Annotated in this window: 20 protein-coding genes and 2 pseudogenes; all 22 read left to right on the top strand. The window is 45.6% G+C overall.

From position 1 onward, the window contains the following. The first annotated feature begins 26 nt into the window (after positions 1-26). Positions 27-797 (top strand): GTP-sensing pleiotropic transcriptional regulator CodY, encoded by a 771-nt coding sequence (codY, locus tag ACFPYJ_RS07630; RefSeq protein ID WP_379187488.1) that lies wholly within the window; start codon positions 27-29, stop codon positions 795-797. A gap of 231 nt (positions 798-1,028) precedes the next feature. Beyond that, complete coding sequence (gene flgB / locus ACFPYJ_RS07625; protein ID WP_379187487.1) at positions 1,029-1,442, top strand: flagellar basal body rod protein FlgB; 414 nt, start codon at positions 1,029-1,031, stop codon at positions 1,440-1,442. Between the two features lie 2 nt (positions 1,443-1,444). Next, entirely contained in the window at positions 1,445-1,894 is a 450-nt protein-coding gene (flgC, locus tag ACFPYJ_RS07620; protein WP_379187486.1) for a flagellar basal body rod protein FlgC, read from the top strand. A gap of 67 nt (positions 1,895-1,961) precedes the next feature. Further along, positions 1,962-2,227, top strand: a pseudogene (gene fliE / locus ACFPYJ_RS07615) (flagellar hook-basal body complex protein FliE). 149 nt (positions 2,228-2,376) lie between these two features. After that, positions 2,377-2,568 (top strand): annotated as a pseudogene (locus tag ACFPYJ_RS07610) (DUF342 domain-containing protein); the annotation flags it as partial. A 48-nt stretch (positions 2,569-2,616) separates the two neighbouring features. Further along, on the top strand, positions 2,617-2,949 hold the full coding sequence (locus ACFPYJ_RS07605) for a hypothetical protein (RefSeq protein ID WP_379187485.1): 333 nt from the start codon (positions 2,617-2,619) through the stop codon (positions 2,947-2,949). 32 nt (positions 2,950-2,981) lie between these two features. Next, entirely contained in the window at positions 2,982-3,575 is a 594-nt protein-coding gene (locus ACFPYJ_RS07600) for a DUF6115 domain-containing protein (RefSeq protein ID WP_379187484.1), read from the top strand. After that, a complete protein-coding gene (locus ACFPYJ_RS07595; protein ID WP_379187483.1) occupies positions 3,568-4,164 on the top strand; it encodes a hypothetical protein in 597 nt (198 codons plus the stop codon). The genes ACFPYJ_RS07600 and ACFPYJ_RS07595 overlap by 8 nt, the downstream gene beginning before the upstream one ends. A 199-nt stretch (positions 4,165-4,363) precedes the next feature. Then, positions 4,364-5,062, top strand: a complete 699-nt coding sequence (gene rpsB, locus ACFPYJ_RS07590) for a 30S ribosomal protein S2 (RefSeq protein ID WP_379187482.1) — start codon at positions 4,364-4,366, stop codon at positions 5,060-5,062. A gap of 149 nt (positions 5,063-5,211) precedes the next feature. Then, positions 5,212-5,862, top strand: coding sequence for a translation elongation factor Ts (tsf, locus tag ACFPYJ_RS07585; protein ID WP_379187481.1), 651 nt, complete (start codon positions 5,212-5,214; stop codon positions 5,860-5,862). Positions 5,863-5,974: 112 nt separating this feature from the next. Beyond that, positions 5,975-6,706 carry a UMP kinase gene (pyrH, locus tag ACFPYJ_RS07580; RefSeq protein ID WP_379187480.1) on the top strand — a complete coding sequence of 244 codons (732 nt, stop codon included), beginning with the start codon at positions 5,975-5,977 and terminating at the stop codon, positions 6,704-6,706. After that, positions 6,706-7,260, top strand: a complete 555-nt coding sequence (gene frr, locus ACFPYJ_RS07575) for a ribosome recycling factor (RefSeq protein ID WP_379187479.1) — start codon at positions 6,706-6,708, stop codon at positions 7,258-7,260. Before pyrH ends, frr begins: the two co-directional genes overlap by 1 nt. Positions 7,261-7,345: 85 nt before the next feature. Next, on the top strand, positions 7,346-8,098 hold the full coding sequence (locus tag ACFPYJ_RS07570; RefSeq protein WP_379187570.1) for an isoprenyl transferase: 753 nt from the start codon (positions 7,346-7,348) through the stop codon (positions 8,096-8,098). A 26-nt stretch (positions 8,099-8,124) separates the two neighbouring features. After that, positions 8,125-8,925 (top strand): phosphatidate cytidylyltransferase, encoded by an 801-nt coding sequence (locus tag ACFPYJ_RS07565; RefSeq protein WP_379187478.1) that lies wholly within the window; start codon positions 8,125-8,127, stop codon positions 8,923-8,925. A gap of 7 nt (positions 8,926-8,932) precedes the next feature. Next, a complete protein-coding gene (locus tag ACFPYJ_RS07560; protein ID WP_379187477.1) occupies positions 8,933-10,072 on the top strand; it encodes a 1-deoxy-D-xylulose-5-phosphate reductoisomerase in 1,140 nt (379 codons plus the stop codon). A gap of 82 nt (positions 10,073-10,154) precedes the next feature. Next, positions 10,155-11,435, top strand: coding sequence for an RIP metalloprotease RseP (rseP, locus tag ACFPYJ_RS07555; protein ID WP_379187476.1), 1,281 nt, complete (start codon positions 10,155-10,157; stop codon positions 11,433-11,435). A gap of 7 nt (positions 11,436-11,442) precedes the next feature. Next, positions 11,443-12,891, top strand: a complete 1,449-nt coding sequence (gene proS, locus ACFPYJ_RS07550; RefSeq protein ID WP_379187475.1) for a proline--tRNA ligase — start codon at positions 11,443-11,445, stop codon at positions 12,889-12,891. 48 nt (positions 12,892-12,939) lie between these two features. Continuing rightward, positions 12,940-17,253 (top strand): PolC-type DNA polymerase III, encoded by a 4,314-nt coding sequence (locus ACFPYJ_RS07545; RefSeq protein WP_379187474.1) that lies wholly within the window; start codon positions 12,940-12,942, stop codon positions 17,251-17,253. Between the two features lie 487 nt (positions 17,254-17,740). Next, positions 17,741-18,202: a ribosome maturation factor RimP gene (gene rimP, locus ACFPYJ_RS07540; RefSeq protein WP_379187473.1), complete on the top strand. Its 462-nt coding sequence runs from the start codon at positions 17,741-17,743 to the stop codon at positions 18,200-18,202. Between the two features lie 61 nt (positions 18,203-18,263). Beyond that, positions 18,264-19,361 carry a transcription termination factor NusA gene (gene nusA, locus ACFPYJ_RS07535; RefSeq protein WP_379187472.1) on the top strand — a complete coding sequence of 366 codons (1,098 nt, stop codon included), beginning with the start codon at positions 18,264-18,266 and terminating at the stop codon, positions 19,359-19,361. Positions 19,362-19,391: 30 nt separating this feature from the next. After that, positions 19,392-19,709, top strand: a complete 318-nt coding sequence (gene rnpM, locus ACFPYJ_RS07530; protein WP_379187471.1) for an RNase P modulator RnpM — start codon at positions 19,392-19,394, stop codon at positions 19,707-19,709. After that, the coding region (locus ACFPYJ_RS07525; RefSeq protein ID WP_379187470.1) for a L7Ae/L30e/S12e/Gadd45 family ribosomal protein at positions 19,696-19,884 on the top strand (189 nt) is incomplete at its 3' end. The genes rnpM and ACFPYJ_RS07525, both read left to right, overlap by 14 nt.

Raw genomic sequence — 19,884 nt, 5'->3', positions numbered from 1 at the left:
CGGATTGGAAAGTAGGGGGCAATAACATGATTTTACTTGCAAAAACGAGAACGCTAAACCGGCTTCTGCAGCGCGCGGCAGGTGGAGCTCTCAATTTCCGGGAGATGGCGGAGGTGCTGTGCACAACCATACAAGCGGATGTGTTTGTCGTCAGTCGTAAAGGGAAAGTGCTTGGCTGTGCTGCTGCAGGTCCGTTTCAGCATGAACAGCTGCGCGCTATTCCATCAGCTGACTTAAGGCTTTCACAGGAGAGTAATGATCGATTTATGAGCATGCAGGAAACAGTGACCAATGTTACTCCTGATGAAGGTATACGTGAAGCTTTTTCCATGATGGCTTTTCAAGAGCAAATGACCGTTGTGCCAATCGTTGGCGGACGAGATCGATTAGGGACATTAGTCCTATTGCGTGATTCGGCCGCTTTTGACGATGATGATCTGATTCTTGCAGAATATGGGTCTACAATTGTCGGAATGGAGATATTGCGCGAGCGGGCGGATGAAATTGAGGTTGAAGCGAGGAGCCGTGCAGTCGTTGCGGTTGCAGTTGGTTCATTATCCTTTAGTGAGCTTGAAGCCGTAGAGCATATCTTCGATGAACTTGATGGCAAAGAGGGCCTCCTTGTCGCTTCCAAAATCGCTGATCGCGTTGGTATTACAAGGTCTGTCATTGTTAATGCACTGCGGAAGTTAGAGAGTGCAGGAGTGATTGAAACGCGCTCCCTTGGTATGAAGGGAACCTATATCAAGATCTTAAACGGCCAGTTATTTCAAGAGCTTGAAAAGAAGAAAAAATAGAGCAAACAATAAAATTAAGTGATTTTCACCCATATAATTCTGTAGCCCTATCTTACAAAAAGATAGGGCTTTTTTCTTATTGTAATAATTTAGGAAGTTGAGGAATATTAAACAGTTGGTATTTGTCGACATATCTCTCTCATTTTTTTAATAATCTTTTGTCGAAGAAAGATGGAATAAGGAAAAATATGTAGAATACTACAATTATTAGATGGAAAGTGGTGTTTGTCAGTGAATTTGTTGAATGGCGCTGGATTTAACAACCTTCAAGGTGCATTACATGCTGCTGAGATGAGACAACGAGTTATTGCTAACAATGTGGCAAATGCAGACACGCCTAAGTTTAAACGCTCTGAAGTATTGTTTGAAGAGCTGTTAGAGGAAAGAATGGGGAACGGGAAGCCTAGATTGGCAGGTGTCCGTACAAACTCACGCCATATTCCAATCAGACAATCATCAGCGTCAATACCAGACGCAAAAGTGGTTACAGATGAGACAAGCATGATGAATAATAACGAAAATAATGTCGATATTGATCGAGAAATGTCACTTTTAGCAAAAAATCAATTGAGCTACAACTTTTATGTCCAACAAATGAGTCACGATATCAAAATGATGAGAATTGCTATTGAGGGGAGAGGCTAGATTTGAGGCTTTCAAATGGATTTGATGCCAGTGCTTCAGCACTAACGGCACAGCGGCTGAGAATGGATGCCATATCCTCTAACATTGCTAATGCCGAAACAACTAGGGGGAGGCTTGTTAATGGGCGCTATGAACCATACAAAAGAAAAATGGTTGTACTCGAGCCTACAGGGCAGTCTTTCTCCGATGTTTTAGATAGTAAATTAGGTTCTACTTCTAGTTCCCCAGGTGTAAAAGCCACCAGAATTATGGAAGACTCTACTCCTTCTAAACTCGTGTATAACCCAAGTCATCCCGATGCGGATGAAAATGGATATGTGAAAATGCCCAATGTGGATGTTCTCAAAGAAATGGTTGATATGATTTCAGCTTCAAGATCTTATGAGGCGAATGTGACTGCTCTTAATGCAACAAAAGGGATGTTCAGCAAAGCGTTGGAGATCGGCAGATAAGAGAAGGAAGCAGGGGGGATAACGTTTGATTAGCCAGATTTCATTAAATCAGCTTCAGCCTGTTAAATTGGCAGATTCGGCAGCTTTACAAAGCAAAACGTCACCATCTGAAATGACAAAAAACTTTGGAGACTTTCTGAAAAATGCTCTAGATAGCGTAAGTTCACAGGAACAAAATGTAACGGCAATGAATGATCAATATTTGCTCGGAAATGTAGATGTTTCGCAAGTTATGATTGCTTCTCAACAACAGAGCTTAGTTTGCAGTTAACCTCACAAGTCCGCAATAAAGTAATTGAAGCCTACCAAGAAATAATGCGGATGCAAATGTAATTGCACTCATAGAAACAGTGTGAGGTGAAATCGTGAACGAGAAATTTGCCCAATATCGAGCGAGAATCGCCCAGTATTGGAATGAGATGGGTAAAAAACAAAAATTATGGCTTGGTACGACAATAGCGATTTTATTGGTTTCAGTAGGCTTACGCGAGCGTATACTTGAGATCGAGAAATCCCTGGAGGATACCGAAAATGCAAGGGTTGATGCGATAAATATGATTTACGGCGGAACGAAAGTCGTCATCGGACGCTATACCCGTTTCGTAAAAGATGCCGCGCAGCGTGTATCGTTCCGCTATTCCGAAGGTGATATCGTGTTAGCAGCGTATTATTAATCCCTCATTATGGGATGGGGTGAACGCAGTCATTGAGGGGGAGAGCGAATGCCATACAGGTCGATAGACTTGCAAATGTCCATTCCACGTATTCCCGAAAGCGGGGCGCAGCAGAGTCAGACGATGCACAAGCCGATTAGTGATCAGACCCATTTGGCTAACGAAGCAGGGAAGCAAACTGAACGGCTTCGGGGTAAAAACTCAGCGATCGAGCAAAGCATCAAAATGGAGATTAAGGATCAACAGCAGCAAGAGGCGAGCTCACCTTCAAAGCGTAAGAAACATCGCGAACCTGTCTCAGGCCAACAAGATACAGATAACGGGACGGAACAAGCACAGAAGCATCCTTTTAAAGGAAAGCATATCGACATCTCCCTTTAGTTGTATTTCATACCGATAGCAGGTGAGTATTAATGGAAGCATGGCAGACCATCATGCTGCTGGGCGCGGTTGCGATTGTATGCGCTACTGTATTGCCGCGCAAAGCAGCACCAATGAAAAATGATTCGATAAATCAACCATCGCAAACCGTACGGAATATGGAGACGGCTTTGGATTCCTTTATGGAGAATATGGAATCGGATAATCGGCAAATGGTCGAACTGGTTACCAAGTTCCAGCAGGATGCACAAGCCAATGCTGTTAAAAGCGAGCAGCGCATCAAAGAACTAGAGAAGCGTTGTGCTGATCTTGAAGCTGTACTTTCAGAACAAGCCCAGTATGCTTCAGCTGCAAGCATAGAACCTGCGTTAGGAAAACCGCTTTCTGTTGAAGCACAGAAGCGCCCATCGGCTCAAAACACCATAGAAACTACAGCTGTCGATTCAGAAGAGTCATCTCCAGCCGCTGAGAAATCTTCGATTCGCAGCCGTTATTATGAGTTATTTGAGCTCTATAATCATGGCAAGTCGATTGAAGCGATTGCCAAAAAACTAGGAATCAACAAAGGAGAAGTTCAGCTCATTCTCCAATTGTCCAAGCAGGAGGAAGCAGGGCGCGATGAATAAACGGCCATTTCTATTTGGACTCGGTGTTGGAATTATCGTCGGCGCTGCTCTGCTACAGCTCATGCTCATCGGTGAGAAACAGGCAAGCAGCTTGGATGATTACGATAAAGGAAACCAAACATCCGTTACATATACACAGGCGGAATTGGATAAGCGGATTGCTGAAGAGCGTGCCCCTATTCAAGCGGAAGATTCCAAGGAAGCAAAGTCATCCGCCGAGAATCTTCCAAAGCAGGATAGCGTTAACCCACAGAATGGCAAGCAGCCATCAAACTCCAAACCGGCTGTTGAGAAGTCTGCGGGCTCCTTGGATACGAAAGGAACGAATACAACCAATAAAGTCAAGCGGATCGTGCTTCGCATCCCTGCTAATTCCAGCGTGACTGAAACAGCTGACTTGCTCATTGAGAATGATGTCATTTCAAATAAACAGACATTCATTAACCTGATGCGTAAAGTGATTATACGCGCAGGCTATTTTTCATTTGAAGGCAGACCGACCTTACAGGAAGTAAAGACAATTATCACAAGTAAACCTTTACCTCCGGAACAAGCGGAAGCCGAGTTGCAGAAAAATAAAGATACATAGCGAGGATTCGACAATCGCAGTCAATCATAGTGAATTACTGTTGCACCAGTGCATATAGATATGGTATAGTAATTGACGGTGTTAAAAACACACGCCGATTAATTTCGTCAACGGTGCTTCGACCCGGTCGAAGTTTTGACGAAAAATGATTTTGGCGGAGGAAACCACAAAAAACCATTTAACAGGAGGTGTTGAAGAGATGGCGGTTATTTCCATGAAGCAGCTTCTAGAAGCTGGGGTACACTTCGGTCATCAGACTCGTCGTTGGAACCCGAAGATGGATCGTTATATCTTCACAGAACGTAACGGGATTTACATTATCGACTTGCAAAAAACAGTTAAAAAAGTTGAGGAAGCTTACAACTTCGTTCGCTCAGTTGGCGAAGAAGGCGGAACTATTCTCTTCGTAGGTACTAAAAAACAAGCACAAGATTCTGTGAAAGAAGAAGCAGAACGCTGCGGCAACTTCTACATCAATCAACGTTGGCTCGGCGGTACGCTGACTAACTTCCAAACGATTCAAAAACGTATTGACCGTCTTAAAACGCTTGAGAAATGGGAAGAAGACGGTACTTTCAACGTTCTTCCTAAAAAAGAAGTTATCATTCTCCGTAAAGAGAAAGATCGCCTCGACAAATTCCTCGGCGGAATTAAAGGAATGAAAGGTTTGCCAAGCGCTTTGTTCATCATCGATCCTCGTAAAGAGCGTATCGCTGTTGCAGAAGCTCGCAAACTTGGTATCCCAATCGTTGGTATCGTTGATACAAACTGTGATCCGGACGAAATCGACTATGTTATTCCGGGTAACGATGATGCAATTCGCGCGGTTAAACTTCTGACAGCTAAAATGGCAGATGCAATCGTAGAATCGCAACAAGGCGAACAAACAACAGCTTAACACTATAAATAAGTCAGCAAGAATTAACGGCCTATGCCGTCCAATACTTTCTGATAGTTCAAGAAAGGGTGGTCAGAAGGTTTTTAACCTCTCACCGCCCTTTTTTTGGAATCAACGTATATCACACAATTATTCAGGAGGTTTCCAACATGGCAGTTAGTGCGAGTGCAGTAAAAGAATTGCGTGAAAGAACAGGCGCAGGTATGCTTGATTGCAAGAAGGCGCTTGATGAAACAAATGGAGATGTAGCGAAGGCAGTTGACCTTCTTCGTGAGAAAGGTCTTTCAGCAGCAGCGAACAAAGCAGGACGTATCGCTACTGAAGGTACTGTTGAATCTTACATCCATGCTGGCGGCCGCATCGGCGTTCTTGTGGAAATCAACTGTGAAACTGACTTCGTTGGTAAAACAGATCAATTCCGTGAATTCGCTCGTGATATCGCCATGCAAATTGCTGCTGCAAACCCTAAGTTTGTGAGCCGTGAAGAAGTATCCTCCGAAGAGCTTGAAAAAGAGCGTGAGATCTTGAAAGCTCAAGCATTGAACGAAGGCAAGCCAGAGAAAATCGTAGAAAAAATGGTTGAAGGCCGTATCAGCAAATATTATGAAGAATTCTGTTTGCTTGAGCAGCCGTTCATTAAAGATCCGGACAAAACAGTTCATACCTTGCTGAAAGAAAAAATCAGCACAATTGGTGAGAACATCTCCATTCGCCGCTTCGTTCGTTACGAACTTGGTGAAGGCCTTGAGAAAAAAGAAGACAACTTCGTTGCAGAAGTAATGTCCCAAGCAAAACTGTAAACCTAACGCGCATATCTGGGCGGGGCTTCCGCCCCGCTTTTCTTTTAACTAAGTCATATAAAATAATAAGTATGCGGCCTTTGAACAAGGTCAAAGATGGAGGTATACCACGTTGCAAAGACCCGTGTACAAACGTATCGTGCTCAAAGTAAGCGGAGAGTCGCTATCGGGCAATAATGGTTATGGTATTGATGCAGCAATGATCTCATCTATTGCTGAACAAGTTAAAGAAGTTGTAGAGTTGAACGTCGAGGTTGCGATCGTCTGTGGCGGAGGCAACATCTGGCGAGGTATTGCTGGAAGTGCAAAAGGGATCGACCGGGCAACTGCCGATTATATGGGGATGCTCGCAACAGTAATGAATTCATTGGCCTTGCAGGATGCGCTCGAGCAAATTGATGTACCGACACGCGTGCAAACATCGATTGCCATGCAGCAAATAGCAGAGCCTTATATACGCCGCCGCGCGATTCGTCACTTGGAAAAAGGACGAGTTGTAATTTTCGCAGCAGGAACAGGGAATCCATTCTTCTCCACCGATACAACCGCAGCACTTCGGGCTGCAGAAATCGAAGCGGAAGTTATCTTGATGGCAAAAAATAAAGTTGACGGTGTTTATTCCGCTGATCCATTCAAAGATGCGACCGCTGAGAAATTTGAGACACTTACCTATCTTGAAGTTCTCAATCGTAATCTTGGTGTTATGGATTCAACGGCTTCGTCACTTTGCATGGACAACGATATTCCACTTGTTGTATTCTCAATTACAGAACAAGGGAATATTAAACGTGTTGTTCTTGGTGAAAAAATCGGAACAATTGTCATGAAAGGGAGTGTCAATTAGTGCCACAAGCGATTAAAAAAAATGCAGAAGATCGTATGGAGAAGGCAATTGGTGCATTGAAACGTGATTTGGCAACCCTGCGTGCCGGTCGAGCTACTCCAGCTCTCCTTGACCGCGTACAAGTTGAATATTACGGTGCAATGACTCCTATTGCTCAGCTTGCAAACGTGAACACACCTGACTCTCGTACACTGCTTATTCAGCCTTGGGATAAAACGTCACTCGGTGCGATTGAAAAAGCGATTTTGAAATCAGATCTTGGATTAACTCCTTCTAATGATGGATCAACGATCCGTCTTGGCATTCCAATGCTAACCGAAGAGCGTCGTACAGATCTTGTGAAAATGACTAAGAAATTCGGCGAAGAAGCAAAGGTTGCTATCCGTAATATCCGCCGTGATGCGAACGATGATATCAAGAAACTGGAGAAAACGGATATTTCTGAAGATGAATCACGCCGTCATCAGGATGATGTTCAGAAGGCTACTGATAAATTCGTTGCCGAAGTTGAGAAAGTGTTGGCAGCAAAAGAGAAAGAAATCATGGAAGTATAATGCAAGCTCACCGGCCCCTCCGACAGGTGGGGTTTGTTGCATAAATTGACGTTAGCGGTGGGAGGACGAATACGTGTTTCAGCGACTGAGAGCTTTTTTCAGCAAAGCGCCGGCGACAACATCGCAGACGCTTGATACTGAAAACATACCGCAGCATATTGCGATTATTATGGACGGAAATGGAAGATGGGCAAAAAGTCGAGGTCTGCCGCGTATGGCCGGGCATCACTCCGGCATGAAGACAGTCAAGCGTATTACGATGGCTGCTGAACGGCTAGGTGTAAAGTATCTGACACTTTATGCATTTTCAACGGAGAATTGGAAACGTCCCAAGGCTGAAGTTGAATTTTTAATGAAGCTGCCACAAGAGTTTCTGTCGATTGAGCTAAATGAACTGATTGAGAAGAATGTACAAGTAAGAATGATGGGCTATAAAGGTGATTTGCCTGATCATACACTGCATGCGGTTGAAGAGGCGATACGTAAAACAGCTAATAATACCGGTCTCGTTCTTAATTTTGCTCTTAACTATGGAAGTAGGAAAGAAATGATTGAAGCCGTTCGGCAGATTGGTTATTCCGTTCAAGCAGGAGACTTGCAGCCGGATGAAATTGAAGAATCGCATTTAGCCAACCATTTACTTACCGCAGGTATGCCGGATCCCGATTTGCTTATTCGAACGAGCGGTGAGCTGCGGCTAAGCAATTTTATGCTCTGGCAGTTGGCTTATAGCGAAATGTGGTTTACAGATGTTTACTGGCCGGAGTTTGCAGAAGAGCATTTTCACGAAGCCATTCAGGAATATCAAAGGCGTGCTCGCCGCTACGGCGGTCTGTAAATGGCTCTAATGGAGAGTGTTACAACTTGAAACAGCGTATTATTACCGGCCTGATCGGTGGTGCGGTATTTGTTGCCTTAACCGTTGCTGGCGGGTGGTTCTTTTATGGACTTTTACTCTTACTCGCCTTGATCGGTTTCTTTGAATATACAAGAATGAACGGTTTATTATGGAAGCATCCAGCATCTCTTATCGGTTTTGCAGGGGTGCTTGTTCTGCTTTTTCCATGGAATGAATTTGATGTCCATCAGCCAGATGGGATACATATGTTTTGGTTGCTCATGTTTCTGGTATTGACGATCACCGTCCTTACGAAGAACAAAATGACGATTGACGATGCGGCATTAATGCTGCTTGGCGTACTTTATGTTGGTTATGGTTTTTATGCTATGTTTGAAGTTCGCAATGCCGAGGCGCATGGGCTGCTTGCGACCTTTTTGGCATTTGGATCGATATGGGCCTCTGATATCGGAGCTTATTTTTGCGGAAAGGCATTTGGGAAGACCAAGCTTTGGCCTTCCATAAGTCCGAATAAAACCATTGAAGGATCTTTGGGCGGTGTTGTTCTCTCGCTCATTGTTGCAGTACTATTTTCTTTCGTATATCCGGATATTATTTCAATTGGCCGCGCTCTGGGTATCGGTCTGATTGCAGCTGTCGCAGGACAGTTGGGTGATTTGATTCAATCGGCCTATAAACGGATACGCGGCATCAAAGATACAGGAACCATTCTCCCAGGTCATGGTGGTGTTCTTGATCGCTGCGACAGCTGGATAATCGTATTTCCTTTCTTAATTATGACGCAACTGCTGCCGCTCGGGGGTTAGATATAAGATGAAAAAACTGACCATACTTGGTTCAACCGGTTCAATTGGTACTCAAACATTGGATGTGATTCATCATGATCCGGAAGCGTACGAAGTACATGGCCTTGCAGCAGGCTCTAATCTTGAATTGTTAGTGGCACAAGCGAAACAGTTTCACCCTAAAGTTGTTTGTGTTTCTACCAAGTCGCTGGCAGACGAGTTAAGGCTGGAGCTTCCCTCTGCGACCCGTATTTTATACGGGGAAGAAGGGTTAATTGAAATTGCAGCTTCGACTGATGCAGACACCGTTGTAACGGCAATTATGGGCAGTCGCGGCTTGAATGCGACTCTTGCCGCCATTCAAGCAGGTAAGGATATAGGTCTTGCTAATAAGGAAACACTAGTAACAGCTGGTCATATCGTGATGAAGCAGGCAGCTGCCAAAGGGGTGCAGGTGTTACCGATTGACAGTGAACATTCGGCAATCTTTCAGTGTATGAACGGGGAGAATCGTACGGATGTAAAAGGCATAACGCTAACGGCATCTGGCGGTTCATTTCGAGATCGTACAAGAGCTGAGCTTGAAGGTGTAACGGTCACGGAAGCGCTGAATCATCCAAATTGGTCGATGGGAGCCAAAATTACGATTGATTCTGCCACAATGGCAAATAAGGGATTGGAAGTCATCGAAGCTCATTGGCTGTTTGACTTGAATTATGATCAAATCCAGGTTCTGCTTCATCCGGAGAGCATTATACATTCTTATGTTGAATTTGTGGACAACAGCATTGTCGCTCAGCTTGGAATGCCTGATATGCGAGTTCCTATCCAGTATGCACTTACTTATCCGGATCGCCGCCCTACACCGACTGATTCTTTGGATTTGGCTAAGCTTGGCACTCTTCATTTCCGTGAAATGGATTATGATCGTTATCCTTGCCTAAGAATGGCTTTTGACAGCGGCAGGGCTGGCCAATCGGCGCCAACCGTATTCAATGCAGCCAATGAAGTTGCAGTTGCCCGTTTCTTAGAAGGTCAAATTACGTTTCTTGATATTGAGCGTGTCATTGAGAAAGTACTGAACCGCCACCAAATCGTAGATGTTCCAGATGTGGAGTCCATTGCTCAGGTCGATGCTTGGGCCAGAAAAGAAGCATCATTGATCTAACGTGACGGTTCTCTTGTATCGAACGGGAGAATAATGATAATCTAAGTACAGGCCGTTACGAACAGGAGGCTAGGACAATACGATGCACACGATACAAGTTGTTTTTTTGACGGTGATGGTCTTTTTCGTAATCGTGACTATTCATGAATGGGGTCACTTTTACTTTGCAAAGCGCGCCGGCATTTTGGTTAGGGAATTCGCCATCGGTTTTGGACCGAAGCTGTTTTCAATAAAACGCGGCGAAACACGGTATACACTGCGCTTAGTTCCTGCAGGCGGATTTGTACGGATGGCAGGTGAGGATCCAGAGCTTGTAGAGATCCAAACTGGTCAAACGGTTGCTGTTCGCGTCAAGGACAATCAAGTTACGAGGATTTACCTGGATCGTTTGGATGACCGTTCCAATGTCGTACGCGGCGAAGTGGATCATCTTGATTTGGAAAGAAAATTGAGCATTTCGCTTCTTGCTGATGGAATCTCAGAAACCTATTCCGTCCATCCGCAGGCTGTCATGATCGGCAAAGGAAGAGAAACACAAATTGCTCCGATCGATCGTCAGTTCGGCAGCAAGACGGTAGGGCAGCGTGCATTGGCTATTTTTGCCGGCCCCGTAATGAATTTCATTTTGGCATTCGTGCTTTTTGGCGTTTATTTTCAATTGGCAGGCGTTGCAGCAGATAATCCAGACCGCTTGCTAATTGGCAACATAGGGAAGGATATGCCTGCAGCAGAGACGGGAATGAAGGTTGGCGACACCATTGATTCGGTGAATGGGATCAAAATTGGCACGGACTCTGAAAAGATGATTTCGATCATTCAGAAATCTGCTAATGTCCCGCTTACTTTCACCGTTGTTCGGGATGGCAAACCGATTTCTTTTACCATTACGCCGCTTCCGGATCCGGAAACGAAAGTGGGCAAAATCGGGATTTCAGCCGCTGTTCCTACAAGACCTGTAACCTTCTTGGAAACATTCAAATATTCGGGTATTGCGATGAAAAACATGACCATAACCATATTTGACGGATTCAAGAATTTGATTATTGGCAACTTCAAGCTGGATGACCTGGGTGGACCGGTTCGAACCGCGCAAGTTACAAGTCAAATTGCGGATCAAGGATTAACCGAGCTGACTTCATGGGTTGCACTGCTTAGTTTGTATCTGGGTATCTTCAATCTGCTGCCTATTCCCGCGCTGGATGGAAGCCGGCTGCTCTTCTTGGGGCTCGAGGCTGTAAGAGGAAGACCCGTGGATCCAAACCGGGAGAGCATGGTGCATTTCATCGGGTTTGCAATGCTGATGCTGCTGATGCTGGCCGTTACGTATAACGATATATTGCGATTGGTACGAGGGGAGAACTAGTTTAATCATGGCGAAAGAGAAGCAGTTTGTGACGGAGATTACACCACAAGGGGAAGACTTCTCCCGTTGGTATATCGATGTAATCAAGAAAGCAGAATTAATGGATTATTCGCCGGTACGCGGTTGTATCGTGTTTCGTCCAGAGGGCTTCGAGATTTGGGAGCATATGAAAGATGAGCTGGACCGTCGATTTAAGGAAACCGGACATCGTAACGCTTATTTCCCGATGTTCATCCCGGAGAGCTTTTTTCAGAAAGAAAAAGATCATATTGAAGGATTTAATCCGGAGCTTCCTTGGGTAACAGAAGCAGGTGGCGAGAAGCTTGAGGAACGTTTGGCAATTCGACCGACATCTGAGACCATTATCGGCCATATGTATTCCAAGTGGATTCAGTCTTATCGCGATCTGCCTGTTCTAATCAATCAATGGGCAAACGTGGTCCGTTGGGAAAAAAGAACACTTCCATTCTTAAGAACAACTGAATTTTTGTGGCAAGAAGGACATACGGCTCATGAGACTGAGACCGAAGCGCGCGAAGAGACGAATCAGATGCTGGACATTTACCGGGATTTCTCAGAAAATTTCTTAGCTATTCCTGTTATAATGGGACAGAAAACGCCTTCGGAGCGATTTGCCGGGGCAGTTGATACGTATTCCATCGAAGCGATGATGAAAGACGGCCGTGCCGTTCAGGCCGGGACTTCCCATTACCTTGGCAACAAGTTCGCGATTGCTTTTGATATTAAATATCTGGACCGTGAGAATACACAGCAGTTCGTTCATACTACCTCATGGGGAGTTTCAACAAGACTGCTTGGTGCCTTAATTATGGTTCATGGTGATGACCGCGGGCTTGCTTTGCCGCCGAAAGTGGCACCAACACAAGTGATTATGATTCCAATCGGACCGCCTAAGACGCGTGAACAGGTGGTAGGCCGAGTAGATGAACTGTATGCTGAGCTCAAGAAGGCGGGCATTCGAGTTAAAGTTGACGATCGCAGCGATGTCAGTCCAGGCTGGAAATTCAATGAATACGAGATGCGCGGAGTACCGATTCGCCTGGAGCTCGGACCGCGTGATATGGAGAATGGACAAGTGGTTCTGGTTTCACGTATTTCAGGCGAGAAGCGTGTCGTTCAACAGAGCGATCTGACAGCAGAGATTACACGTTTGCTGGAGGAAATTCATTCGGACATGTTCGAACGTGCGAAGCAATTCCGTACAGATCATTCCCATTCTGTGGAAACATTGGATGAAATGAAATCGCTCATGGAAGAGAAACGCGGTTTCGTGATTGCCGGATGGTGCGGCTCCGAATCATGCGAGAAACAGGTTAAAGAAGAAACAGGTGCGACTAGCCGTAATATTCCATTTGAGCCTGCTGAGCAAAAGAAGCAATGTTTGGTGTGTGGGGAGAAAGCCGAGCATTCAGTAGTTTTTGCTAGAGCTTACTAAGCTTCTTCCTTCTTTTATCTTATTTTTTGGACAATAATGGAGGAAATAATGAACGAAACCGGGGAAAAGCGGCATCGTTTTGAGCTTCTTATGAAGCAGGCAGAGCTGCCGCAGCAGTTGACGGACGAGCATTTTGCGGATGGATATATAGATAAAGTGATCGTAAGCCGGAGCAACCGGGAATGGACGTTTTGCATCAGCAAAACGTCCTTAGTTCCTTTACCGGCTTTTAGTGTTTTTTGCAGGACAATTCAAACCAAATTTGCTCATATCGCTCAAGTCTCTTTTAAATTTCAATATGGTGAAGATGTTCAGACCGATGAACTGCTGCATGAATATTGGTCTGCATTTGTAGAATGGGTGCAGCAGCATAACCCATCGGTAAATGGATGGCTTGGGAAGTCGAAGATGGAAGCCGCTGGCGAACTGGTTACCCTTGCGATGATGGATGATATGGGACTTGAGCTTGCGCGTAAGAAGAAAATTGACGAACTGGTCGTTCAATTTTACTCCGAGCAATTTAATCGCAATTGTCGGGTGAAGCTGCTGGTAGGCGAAAAAGAGTCTAATCAAGAGGTTTACGAACAGTTCGCTCAGAAACGAGATCAAGAAGAACGGGAAGTTATTGAACAGATGATGAGCAGTTCAGCATCTGAAGCTCCACCGGTTGAAGAAGGCGATGTAAGGCTTGTCGTCGGGTATGACATCCGCGAGGAAGCAGTGCCGATCATGAACATCATTGAAGAAGAGAAGAAAATCACTGTCCAAGGATCGGTCTTCAATCTCGAAGTGAAGGAGCTGCGCAACGGAAGCACGCTGTTCACCTTTAATGTGACTGATTTCACTGATTCCATTGCCATGAAGATGTTTGCTAAGACGAAGGACGATGTAAAGGTACTCAACCAACTGGCCAACGGCAAATGGGTTAAGGCCCGCGGACGTGTTGAATATGACCGGTTCATGCAGGAGCCGGAGCTCGTCATGATGCCTTCGGATCTTCATGAGGTTGTCCCTCCTAAAGAAATGAAGGATGATGCCGAGGAGAAGCGCGTGGAGTTTCATCTTCATACCACAATGAGCACTATGGATGCGGTGACACCAGTTGATGTTTATATCAAGCGCGCTGCCAAATGGGGACACCAGGCGATCGCGATTACGGATCACGGTAATATTCAGTGTTATCCGGAAGCGGCGAAGGCAGCCAAGAAGAATGGCATCAAGGTGCTGTTCGGTCTGGAAGCTAACGTGGTTAATGACTCGATCCCGATGGTGCTCAATCCGAGAACGGAAGTTATGCAAACAGCGGTCTATGTCGTTTTCGATATCGAGACTACCGGTCTTTCTGTTATGAATAACAAAATTATCGAGCTGGCTGGCGTTAAGATGCAGGATGGCAAAGAAATTGGAAGATTCTCTACTTTCATTAATCCGCATGAGGATATTCCGTATAACATTCAACAGCTCACCAACATAACGAATGAGATGGTGAAAGATGCCCCTGAGCTTGAACCGAAGCTGCGAGAATTTGTCGATTTCATTGAAGATGCTATCTTGGTTGCGCATAATGCTAGATTTGATATGGGCTTCATACAAGCTGCATGTAAGCGGCATGGTATGCCAGAGGTCAATAATCCGGTTCTTGACACGTTGGAGCTTGCCCGATTCCTGCATCCGACCATGAAGAATCACCGGCTGAATACATTATCTGATAAGTATAAAGTAAGCCTGGAGAACCATCACCGCGCCATCGACGACTCTATCGCTTTGGGCGGGGTTTTATACGGATTGATTAAAGATGCCGGAGAGCGTAACATAACGGGACTGCAGATGCTTAATGATTATGTTGGTCTTGACTTATCGAACATGCGTCCGTTTCACTGCTGCATCTATGCACTTAACGCAGTGGGCAAGAAGAACTTATTTAAACTTGTATCTATATCTCATACGGATCATTTTAAGAGAGTTGCAACGATTCCGAAGAGCAAGCTGAATGATTTGCGCGAGGGACTTCTGATCATCTCTGGCTGTGAGAAAGGCGAGTTCTTCGAGGCGGTTATGAACAAATCAATGGAGGAGGCAGAGGAGGTCGCCCGTTATTACGATGTGCTTGAGATTCAGCCTGTGACCTTCTACATGCATCTCGTTGAAAAAGGCTTTGTGGCAAGCCGTGCTGAGATCGAGCAAGCGATCCGCCGCGTTTGTGAAATCGGCGACAAGCTGGGCAAGCCGATCATTGCAACCGGTAATGTTCATTACTTGAATGAGCGAGATAAAATTTTCCGGGATATTACGATTCATGGGATAACCGGTTTCAGCCCGCTCAAAGATATTACGAAGCCGGATGCCCATTTCCGTACAACGAATGAAATGCTGGCAGAATTCGCTTTTCTCGGTGAGGCCAGAGCGTACGAGGTAGTGGTCAAGAATACGGTTCAATTAGCGGAGCGATTTGAGCCTTTTGATATGTTCCCGCCGAAGCTCTTTGTTCCTATTCTTGAAGGTGCAGACGATGAAATGCGGAACACCTGCTACGAGACTGCAAAGAAGCTGTATGGCGAACCGATTCCTGATGTCGTTGTGCAGCGGTTGGAGAAAGAGCTTGTGCCGATCATCAAAGCAGGATTTTCTGCCAACTATTTGATTTCTGAACGCCTTGTTAAAAAATCGAATCGGGATGGCTATCTGGTAGGTTCAAGGGGATCTGTCGGTTCTTCCGTTGTTGCAACTTTCCTTGGTATTTCCGAGGTTAACCCGCTTCCAGCGCATTACACCTGCCTTAATGAAGCGTGCAAATATAGTGAATGGTTTCTGGATGGAAGTTATCCCAGCGGATTCGATTTACCAAACAAAGATTGTCCGAACTGCGGCAAGCCTCTTAAAGGCGAGGGACAGGATATTCCGTTCGAAACCTTCCTTGGTTTCAAGGGGGATAAGGTTCCCGATATCGATTTGAACTTCTCAGGCGAATACCAGCCGATTGCGCATAACTTTACGAAAGAGATGTTCGGTCCGAAAAATGTCTTCCGCGCAGGCACCATCGGTACAATTGCAGAGAAAACCGCATATGGCTACACCAAGAAATACGAAGAGGATTACGGGAAGAAATGGCGCGGAGCTGAACTTACACGTTTAGCTAACGGCTTTACAGGTGTTAAACGGAGTACGGGTCAGCATCCGGGCGGAATCGTCGTTGTGCCCGATTATATTGAGGTAGAGGATGTAACGCCTGTTCAATATCCGGCAGACGATGTGAATGCGGAGTGGAAGACCACACATTTTGACTATCACGCCTTTGAAGAGAATCTGCTCAAGCTCGATATACTTGGTCATGATGATCCGACGATGATGCGGATGCTTCAGGATTTCACAGGTGTCGATCCAACGCTTATTCCGATGAATGATCCCAAAGTCATGAGCATGTTCAGCTCCACCGAAGCGCTCGGCGTAACTCAGGAGAAAATCCGTTCATCTGTAGCGACTTACGGAGTGCCGGAGATGGGAACGAAGTTCGTTCGCCAGATGCTCGAAGAGACGAAACCATCGACTTTTGCCGATTTGCTGCAGATTTCGGGGTTATCCCATGGTACCGGTGTATGGTTGGGAAATGCACAGGAACTGATCAAGAATAGAACCTGTACAATCAAGACGGTAATCGGCTGTCGTGACGATATCATGTTATTCCTCATTTATAAAGCAGGTATGGATGCCAGTCTGGCATTCAAAATTACGGAGAGCGTTCGTAAAGGGCGAGGACTTACTCCAGAGTGGATTGATGAAATGAAGCGCTGCAAAGTGCCGCAATGGTATATCGATTCCTGCCTGAAGATCGAGTATATGTTCCCGAAAGCGCATGCCGCGGCATATGTTATCTCTGCTGTTCGTACAGCTTATTTCAAGCTGTATTATCCGATTGCTTATTACGCAACGTATTTTACAGTCCGTGCGGATGATTTTGATTTGGAGCTTCTGTGCAAAGGGTATGATGCGATCCTGCGCCGATTGATTGAAATTGAAGCGAAAGGCTTCCAGGCGCTGCCGAAAGAAAAAAACAGTATCTCTCTCCTGGAAATGGCATTGGAAATGACCGCGCGCGGTTTCTCTTTCAAAAGTGTTGATCTTTATCGTTCCGAAGCAACAAAGTTTATTATCGAGGGTGATTCCATTATTCCTCCATTCGGAGCTATCGGCGGTATAGGCGAGAACGCGGCCCGCAACATTGCAGCAGCCCGAGATCACGGCGAATTTCTATCGATAGAGGATTTCCAACAAAAATCAAAAGCGTCCAAAACCATTATCGAAGTACTGAACGGAATGGGCTGTTTCCGAGGTCTCCCGGAGTCGAATCAGTTGTCACTGTTCTAGAGATGTTCTTATTCTGCTGTCGCCCCAACGAGCCGACGAGCAGTGAAGCGGAGTCAAAGACACAGCCAGCCGGAGAGTTTACGAACCGGCTTTGGAATGGTGATGCACCGCCAAGTCTAGTCAAGGCATCACCATTCCAACAGCGGACGCTGGCGTGACTTTGGAACAGCGATGTCAGCGAGTTCTCAGCGTCACAAAACAGCGGACGCTGGCGTGACTTTGGCGGACCAATGTCAGCGAGTCCTCCAGCGCCGACCCCTATCTTGTCACCACATCATGGTTATGGTATAATATTTCTGGTAATGCTGATGATACGACTTTTTCGCAGAAGAGTGGGGAAACCCACTCTTTACGTTTTGTCTACACCTTTTTACGTCTGCATGATCACCAGCCGTGTCGCTCGAACAGCGACTGAGGTCATAAAATTAACTGCAACTTAGGTCCCGTGTACCGGCGATGAGACGTTGCAGTGGGGGGTACATTTTTTTTGAGCACATCAAAAATCAAGACGGTCGTTGAAGAAATGGTACGTCCGTTTCTGGACGACAATGGATTTGAACTCGTCGATGTTGAATACGTAAAGGAAGGCAGCAATTACTTTCTGCGCGTATTTGTAGACAAAGAAGGCAGCATCGATATCGATGAGTGCGGCCGGATTAGTGAGTATCTAAGCGATAAACTTGACGAGAATGATCCGATTACAGAAGCTTATTTCCTCGAAGTATCTTCCCCGGGTGCGGAACGTCCGCTTAAGAAGCCTGATGATGTACGTAAAGCGGTCGGGAAACATGTCTTCCTTACCACCTATGAGCCCATTGGCGGTTTGAAAGAGTTCGAAGGTAAACTGCTCTCCTTTGATGGGGAGGAAGTGACGGTTGAAATCGGTAAGAAGAAGCATTCGATTCCATATGACAAATTAGCGAGCGCCCGTTTAGCCATCGTCTTCTAATTGAAGGTTTTGGCATGAATATAACGATAGGGAACCAATTGAAAGGGGGAACTTATTTCCAATGAGTATGGAATTTATAGAAGCACTAACGGAAATAGAGAAGGAAAAGGGAATCGGCAAGGATATCTTGCTGGAAGCTATTGAAGCTGCCCTTATTTCCAGCTATAAACGCAATTTTAATACGGCCCAGAACGTAAGGGTCGACATTAATCGGTTCACTGGCGTGATTAAAGTCTATGCACGCAAAACAGTAGTTGAAGATGTTTTGGATCCGCGTCTTGAGATTTCGGTTGAAGCTTCCAGAGAGATTAACCCGCATTACCAACTGGACGATGTTGCTGAAATCGAGGTAACGCCTCGTGACTTTGGCCGAATCGCCGCTCAAACCGCTAAACAGGTCGTCACTCAGCGTATTCGCGAAGCCGAGCGGGGACTTATTTACAATGCGTTTATTGATAAAGAAGAAGATATCGTCAACGGAATTGTGCAGCGTCAGGATGTACGGAATTTGTTCATCGATTTGGGTAAAGTAGAAGCTGTTTTACCTTTAACCGAATTAATGCCGACTGATAAGTTTAAGCATGGCGATCGTGTGAAATCCTTTATCACGAAAGTCGAGAACACAACAAAGGGACCGCAGATTTTTCTTTCACGTACACATCCTGGTTTACTTAAGCGGCTGTTTGAGCTTGAAGTTCCGGAAATCTACGATGGTGTAGTAGAGATCCGCTCGGTTGCCAGAGAAGCTGGCTTTCGTTCCAAAATTGCTGTATATTCACGCAATTCCGAGGTCGACCCGGTTGGATCTTGCGTCGGGCAAAAAGGGATGCGGGTGCAAACGATCGTAACGGAACTGAAGGGTGAAAAGATAGATATCGTTCGCTGGTCGGAAAGTGTCGATGAATATGTGGCAAATGCTCTAAGCCCATCCAAGGTAATTGAAGTTATCGTGTTTGAGCAAGAGAAAATGGCGCGTGTTATCGTTCCGGACTATCAGCTTTCACTAGCGATCGGGATTAAAGGGCAGAATGCTCGCTTAGCAGCAAAACTGACCGGCTGGAAAATTGATATCAAAAGTGAGACACAGGCGGAGCAAGAATACGGCCGTCCTAAATCACCTATGAATACGATGCATCAGGATTCAGTTTCCATCGATTAGTCGCGCATCTTGGATGGGGAGGGATGAACGATGAGACCTAGAAAAGTTCCGCTGCGTAAATGCGTGGCTTGTCAGCAAATGATGCCGAAGAAAGAACTGATTCGCGTCGTTCGAACGCCTGATGGTGCGATATTAATCGACTTGACAGGCAAGAAACCGGGACGGGGCGCCTATTTATGCGGCAAAGTGAGCTGCTTTAAACTGGCCAAGAAGAGTAAGGCGCTGGATCGAGCACTCAAACAGCCGGTAGGTGCGGAAATATACGACCAACTCGAACAGGATTTTATTGCTGTGGAAGAGGCGTTTATAGCCAGCAAAGATCGGGTGGATGATGATGATGAAGCATAAAGCATTATCTCTTCTTGGCATGGCGATGAGGGCGGGAATGCTCGTCACCGGAGATGAAACCGTGCTTAAAACCGTACAGCAAGGGAAGGCAAAGCTTGTTATAACTGCAGGCGATGCTTCAGATAATACAAAAAAGAAGTTCCGTGATAAATGTGCCACCTATAATGTCAAGTTA

Source organism: Paenibacillus solisilvae (assembly GCF_042656405.1).
GTDB classification, from domain to species: domain Bacteria; phylum Bacillota; class Bacilli; order Paenibacillales; family Paenibacillaceae; genus Paenibacillus_Z; species Paenibacillus_Z solisilvae.
Note: the sequence above shows the minus strand (reverse complement) of the source record. Positions and strands in the feature narration are given on the sequence as shown.